Genomic DNA, 6,236 nt, shown 5'->3' with positions numbered 1-6,236 from the left:
CCGCCGTCGGCACCCCCATCCGCGCCGCCATCGGCACCACCGTCCGCGCCGCCGTCAGCCCCGCCATCGGCACCACCGTCCGCGCCGCCGTCGCCACCGACACCGGCGCCACCGTCGGCGCTCAGTCCGGCCACCGCCGGCGACTCCTCTTCCATGGTCTCCAGAGGCACATCCGTGCCCTCGCCCGGTGCACTGCTCATCGTCGGCTCCCTTCATTGGGTGGGGTCGTGCTCGCGCCCGCGGCGCACCTCAATGTCTACCGGCCCGGCGATCGTTGCGGCGGATAAGGCGCTGGGCAATCGAGACAATGCCCAGGCCGGGAGCCCTGTCGGTGGCCCGACCTAGACTTCGCGCCATGACGGCAGACGCACGCACCTACGACATCGTTCTCTTCGGGGCCACCGGCTTCGTCGGCAAACTGACCGCGGGTCATCTGGCCAAGACCGCACCACCCGAGGTGCGCATCGCGCTCGCTGGACGCAGTCGCGACAAGCTCGAATCCGTTCGGAGCGGACTCGGCCCTGGGGCTGCGCAGTGGGCGATCGTCGTTGCCGACGCGGGAGACGATGCGGCCATGGCGGGCCTCGCGGCCAGCACCAAGGTCGTCGTGACCACCGTGGGTCCCTACGCCAAATACGGCATGCCCCTGGTCAAAGCATGCGCCGAGGCGGGCACGCACTACGCCGACCTGACCGGTGAGGTGCTCTTCGTGCGCCGCAGCGCGGACGCCGTCGACGACGTCGCTCGCTGCAGTGGTGCCAAGGTCGTGCACGCCTGCGGTTTCGATTCCATCCCGTCCGACCTGGGTGTACTCCTGACCGCGGAGCGCGCGGCCGCCGACGGGCAGGGCGAGTTGGGCCAGACCGTCAACTACGTGCGTCAACTGCGTGGTGGATTCAGCGGCGGCACGATCGACTCGATGCGAACGCAGGCCATCGAGAGCGCCGCGAACGCCAGCGACCGCAAGATCGTCGCCGACCCTTACGGCCTAAGCCCCGACCGTGGCGCCGAACCCTCGCGCGGCGGGTCGAAGCGCGCCAAGGCCAGCTCACCGATCGACGTCCTCAAGGGCGTGGCAGGCGCCTTGCCCGTGCGCCGGACGACCGACGGGCACTGGACCGGGCCCTTCGTCATGGCCTCCTTCAACACCCGGATCGTGCGGCGCAGCAATGCCTTGCTCGGCCATGCCTACGGCCGTGGCTTCCGTTATCAGGAGGTCATGGATTTCGGCACCTCCGTCAAGGCCCCGGCAATGGCCGGAGCCTTTACCGCGGGCCTGCTCGGCGTCGCCGGCGGGATGTCGTTCAGGCCCACGCGGACGATTCTCGACCGGGTGCTCCCCAAGCCGGGCGAGGGCCCGAGCGTCGAGGCGCAGGAACGCGGCCGGTTCCGCATGGAGGTCGAATCGACCACCACCACGGGGGCGCGCTATCGCACGACGGTCGCCGCGACGGCGGACCCCGGCTATTCGGGCACGGCGATCATGCTCGGTCAGTCCGCGCTGTGCCTGGCTCTCGACACCCTGCCCGACCGCGCGGGCGTGCTGACTCCGGCAACCGCCATGGGCGATGTCCTCGCCGAGCGTTTGCGCAGCCAAGGCTTCACGCTCACCACCGAGCGTCTCGACCCCGCCGAGACCGACGCGACGAGCGCAGACGCGACGACAACAGACGCCACCACGGCCGGTGACGTGCGCGCGGACGCGAGCTGACGGCATACGGCAATGAAGCGGTTTCTGGCCGGGATGGCGACCATGCTCGTGCTGGTCGTCGTCCTCGGCTTCGTCGCCGCGAGCCGACTCGGTTCGGTCGGCTCGACGACCCCGCACGCCGCCCCGATGGGGCCGGGGGTGAGCCCAAGTGAGCCACCGACCGATCTCACCCCGGACGAGACCTGGCTCGGCGATGTGGACCTGACGTCGTCGGCGCTGGTGACGCCGGACGGCCCGCTGCGCGATGTGCACGCCACCGGGACCAATGTGCGCGTCACCAGGGCCGGCTTGCGCGTGGGCGCGGTGACGCTCGTCGCCACTTTGCCGTTCGCCGTGGCCGCCGAGCAGGTCGGCCATGATGTGCGCCTCTACGACGCGGGCGGCGGACTGGCCGCAGTTGCGCGCACGGCCACTGTCCTCGGCCAGGATCTGACGATCCGGGCCACCGGCAAAGTCAGCGCGGAGGGTGGCGATCTGGTGATCGTGCCGCAGACCATTGATATCGGCATGCCCGGCGTGATCAATGACGCGCTCAGCGGTGTGGTCCGCGAGTTGGTGACGGTGCGCCAGAGTGTTCAGGGTCTGCCGCCAGGGCTGCGCTTGACCGCAGTCACCGTGGGGCCCCATGGCTTTCGGGCCACGCTGAAAGGCACCGATGTCACAATCGCCGGCAGCAGCAGTTGACCGCACGTCGCCCAGCTTGGGACGCCTCGCCGCGAGGGACTAGCGTGGGAGACGCACCGGCCGACGAATCGCTGACCAGGAGGAGACATGCTCGACGACAACCCCGTCACGGATCTGACCCAGGACCAATGCTGGGACTTCCTGGGGCAGCACGAGTTCGGTCGGCTCGCCTTCCACCTAGCTGGCGAGGTCCACATCACCCCGGTCAACTATGTCGTGGACGGACAGCGCCTGATCTTCCGCACCGCCGAGGGCAACAAGCTGCTCGGGGTCACCATGAACAATGACGTCGCCTTCGAGGCCGACGAGTTCACCGACACCGAAGCCACCAGCGTCGTCCTGCGCGGCAGCGCCGAGACCCTCGAAGGCGACGAGGCGGACGCCGTCGACAACCTGCCGCTGCGTCCGTGGGTCGCGACCACGAAGCTCGTCGTTGTCGCTATCACGGTCAGCGAAATGAGTGGACGCCGCTTCGCGCTCCACAAGCCATGGGCGCACATGCGCTCGCAGTAGGCGCGCTACGCGCTCGGGACGTTTGTCTCGAGCTCGCCCAGCCAGGTGCGCGCCGAGACATCGGACGGCATACGCCAATCACCACGCGGTGACAGTGAGCCACCGCGGACCACCTTAGGCCCGTTCGGCAGCGCCGACCGCTTGAACTGGTTAGCGTGGAAGCGCTTGCCGAAGACCGTCATCCAATGGCGGATTGTCGCGAGGTCGTATGCCGTGCGCTTGGCATCCGGGTAACTCGGCGGCCACTCCCCCGCGGTTGCATCGGACCAGGCGTGCGTGGCGAGAAAGGCGATCTTGCTCGGCAGATAGCCGCGGCGCAGCACGTGATAGAGCGTGAAGTCCTGGAGGGCGTAGGGGCCGATCATTGCCTCCGTGCTCTGCGGCGTCTCACCGTCCGCGCTCGGCACGAGTTCAGGTGAGATCTCGGTGTCGAGGATCGACGTGAGGATCTCGCCCACGGCCGCGTCGAACTGTCCCGAGGTGACCACCCAACGGATCAGGTGCTGCATCAACGTCTTGGGCACGCCGGAGTTGAGGCCATAGTGCGACATCTGATCGCCGACGCCATAGGTGCACCAGCCCAACGCGAGCTCGGACAGATCCCCGGTGCCCAGGACGATCCCGCCACGCTGATTGGCGAGCCGGAAGAGGTAGTCGGTGCGCAGGCCGGCCTGGACGTTCTCGAAGGTCACGTCGTAGACCGGCTCACCGCGGCCGAAGGGGTGACCCATGTCCGTCAGCAGCTGGGTCGCTGCGGGGCGAATGTCGATGGTCTCGAACGAGACACCGAGCGCCTCGGACAGGGCGGTCGCATTGTTCTTGGTGTGGTCGCTCGTCGCGAAGCCCGGCATGGTGAAGGCGAGGATGTCGCTGCGCGGCCTGCCGAGACGGTCCATCGCCTTGGCCGCGACGATCAGCGCGTGCGTGGAGTCCAAGCCACCGGAGACGCCGATGACGATCTTCGGCTGGCCGATGCTACGCAGGCGCTGCTCCAGCCCGCTGACCTGAATGTTGTAGGCCTCGTAGCAGTCCAGGGCGAGGCGGTCCTCCTCGTCGGGGACGAAGGGGAAGCGGTCGACCTTGCGCCGCAGCCCCACGTCCGTCGCGGGGGGGTCAAGGTCGAAGTCGACGGTGCGGAAGTCAAGCCGCGCGGCGTGCGTGCGGCGATTGTCATCGAAGGTGCCCTGCCGCATCCGTTCCTGACGCAGCACGTCCAGGTCGATGTCGGCGACGCTGCGCCTAGGACCGTCGGGAAAGCGCTCGGTCTCGGCGAGCAGCGTCCCCATCTCATAGATCATCGTCTGCCCGTCCCAAGACAGATCGGTGGTCGACTCCCCTTCTCCCGCAGCGGCATACACATAGGCGGCGTTGCAGCGCGAGGAGGACGACTCGCACAGGAGGTTGCGGTCATACGACTTGGCAACGGTGATCGGGCTGCCGGAGAGATTGCCGAGCACGGTCGCTCCAGCGAGGGCCGCCTCGGCGCTTGGCGGGATCGGCACCCACATGTCCTCGCACACCTCGATGTGGATCGACAGCCCCCGGAGATCCCGGGCCCGGAAGATCAGGTCGGTGCCGAAGGGAATCTCCTTGCCCCGCAACGCGATAGACGTATGCCGTTGATCATCGCCCGGAGCAAAATGGCGCCGCTCGTAGAACTCGCGATAGGTCGGCAGGTAGGCCTTGGGTGCGATACCCAGGATCTCGCCCCGGTGAATGACGATGGCGCAGTTGAAGATCCGATTGCCATTGCGCAGCGGCGCACCGATGACGATGACCGGGAGCAGGTCTCGGGTCTGAGCGACGAAGTGGTGGAGTGCGTCCTCCGCGGCGTCGAGCACCGGGTCCTGGAGGAAGAGGTCCTCGAGCGAGTAGCCGGTCAGGCAGAGCTCGGGGAAGACGGCGAGAGCGACCGCGTCGGCGTCACACGCGCGCGCCTGGGCGAGCAAGGACTCGGCATTGGCGGCCGGTTCGGCGAGTTTGATGGGCAACGTGCACGCCGCGACGCGGGCGAAACCATGGGCGTAGGCCGACCGAAACTCCATAGCCGCGATCCTAGGCGCGGCGCCCCCGAACCTAACCTCTGCTAGCAGGGATTAGGTCACCTCAAGCAGGGTAGACCCTGCTGGACGTCACCTCACGTGTGCTGAGTCGGCCCTGGTTGAGCACCCGGCGACCAGTCAGCGGGGGCGCGGGGCGTAGTCCGGCTTGGCCGCGCCAGTCGCCACCTTGCGGGCGATCGCGGTGTTGCGCGCGAAGAGTAGGCGGGCCTGCTCGGCGCGCTCCCGGGCAAAGGTGCGGCGGGCGCCGGCGTGCCAGGTGTCGTCGAAGATCCGCTTGCTCGCGGCCACCGAGTCGGGCGAGCGCACAAGGATCGCATCGAGCAACTCGCCCGCGGCCGTATGCGGATCGCTCGCCTCCGCCGTCGCCAGACCGAGTTGGGCGGCCCGCTCCCCCGAGATGATTTCGCCGGTCATCGACAGCCGCTTGGCGATATCGATGGGTATGAGTTGCGAGAGGGCGTGCACGCCGGACATATCGGGGACCAGACCCCACTTGCTCTCCATGACCGACCACTGCGCGTCCGGCGTGGTGAACCGGAAATCCGCGGCCAGCGCGAGTTGGATCCCCGCGCCGAAGCAGGTGCCGTGGACGACCGCGATCACCGGGACAGGGATCCGGCGCCAGGCCCAGCAGGCCTCCTGAAAGAGGTTCGTGCCCCGCCACGGCCGCGGCAGAAACCCCTTGACAAAGCTGCCCTTGGCATCGGCGAGGACGCTCAGGTCGATGCCGGCGCAGAACGCCTTGCCGGTGCCGGCCAGGACGACGGCGCGCAATGTTCGATCCTTCGCCAGCCGGTGGGCGGTGTGCTGCAACTCGTGCAGCAACTCGGTGGACAGGGCATTGCGCTTGTCCGGTCGGTTGAGCCGAACGTACGCGACCCGGTCCGCGATCTCACAGGTGAGGACTGGAGCACCTGGTGCGCCCCCAGGGGTTGCGGGCACGGTAGGTGTTCGCCCGGTTTCGACGGAGGACGTTTCAGCAGACACGCCGGGCATCGTAGGCACGCTCCCTGCCCACTCACGGCCGCGGGTAGCTCACGTCACACCGGCCGAACGGCATACCGGAACGGTCGGCGAGAATACCGGCGACTGCAACCAACGTGAGGACACGATGACCCCACCCACGCACATCACGCCCGCCGAGCGAAGCGCGAGCACGGTGGCGCACGGCATACGGCAGATGACCGGGCGCGACCCGGAGGAGAAGGGGCGAGCGGCGACGCCGTTGGAGCTGCTCTTCGACCTGACCTTCGTGGTCGCCTTCG

The 6,236-nt window shown here is 68.3% G+C and carries 6 protein-coding genes; 3 read left to right on the top strand and 3 right to left on the bottom strand.

Features of this window, described 5'->3' with window-relative positions; translation table 11 throughout:
- Positions 1 to 200, bottom strand: a 200-nt coding sequence (locus tag PKH97_RS12495; protein ID WP_324387808.1) for a hypothetical protein, incomplete at its 3' end; no start/stop codon positions are given.
- Between the two features lie 155 nt (positions 201 to 355).
- On the opposite strand from PKH97_RS12495, the gene PKH97_RS12490 reads away from it, so the two are divergent.
- The 3 genes from PKH97_RS12490 (at position 356) to PKH97_RS12480 (ending at position 2,908) form a co-directional block, all read left to right on the top strand.
- Positions 356 to 1,711 (top strand): saccharopine dehydrogenase NADP-binding domain-containing protein, encoded by a 1,356-nt coding sequence (locus tag PKH97_RS12490; protein ID WP_324387807.1) that lies wholly within the window; start codon positions 356 to 358, stop codon positions 1,709 to 1,711.
- A 12-nt stretch (positions 1,712 to 1,723) separates the two neighbouring features.
- Complete coding sequence (locus PKH97_RS12485; protein ID WP_324387806.1) at positions 1,724 to 2,395, top strand: LmeA family phospholipid-binding protein; 672 nt, start codon at positions 1,724 to 1,726, stop codon at positions 2,393 to 2,395.
- An 87-nt stretch (positions 2,396 to 2,482) separates the two neighbouring features.
- On the top strand, positions 2,483 to 2,908 hold the full coding sequence (locus PKH97_RS12480; protein WP_324387805.1) for a pyridoxamine 5'-phosphate oxidase family protein: 426 nt from the start codon (positions 2,483 to 2,485) through the stop codon (positions 2,906 to 2,908).
- A 5-nt stretch (positions 2,909 to 2,913) separates the two neighbouring features.
- Here the strand turns inward: PKH97_RS12480 and PKH97_RS12475 are convergent, their stop codons facing one another.
- Both PKH97_RS12475 and PKH97_RS12470 read right to left on the bottom strand, forming a co-directional pair.
- On the bottom strand, positions 2,914 to 4,953 hold the full coding sequence (locus PKH97_RS12475; protein ID WP_324387804.1) for an NAD(+) synthase: 2,040 nt from the start codon (positions 4,951 to 4,953) through the stop codon (positions 2,914 to 2,916).
- A gap of 135 nt (positions 4,954 to 5,088) precedes the next feature.
- Positions 5,089 to 5,958, bottom strand: a complete 870-nt coding sequence (locus PKH97_RS12470) for a crotonase/enoyl-CoA hydratase family protein (RefSeq protein WP_324387803.1) — start codon at positions 5,956 to 5,958, stop codon at positions 5,089 to 5,091.
- Positions 5,959 to 6,236: the final 278 nt, after the last annotated feature.

It is taken from the genome of Nostocoides sp., assembly GCF_035343835.1.
Classification (GTDB): Bacteria; Actinomycetota; Actinomycetes; order Actinomycetales; family Dermatophilaceae; genus Nostocoides_A; species Nostocoides_A vanveenii.
Note: the sequence above shows the minus strand (reverse complement) of the source record. Positions and strands in the feature narration are given on the sequence as shown.

Coding starts and splice junctions, on each gene's coding strand:
- PKH97_RS12480 (WP_324387805.1), top strand. CDS start 2,483: ATGCTCGACGACAACCCCGTCACGGATCTGACCCAGGACCAATGCTGG.
- PKH97_RS12490 (WP_324387807.1), top strand. CDS start 356: ATGACGGCAGACGCACGCACCTACGACATCGTTCTCTTCGGGGCCACC.
- PKH97_RS12485 (WP_324387806.1), top strand. CDS start 1,724: ATGAAGCGGTTTCTGGCCGGGATGGCGACCATGCTCGTGCTGGTCGTC.
- PKH97_RS12475 (WP_324387804.1), bottom strand. CDS start 4,953: ATGGAGTTTCGGTCGGCCTACGCCCATGGTTTCGCCCGCGTCGCGGCG.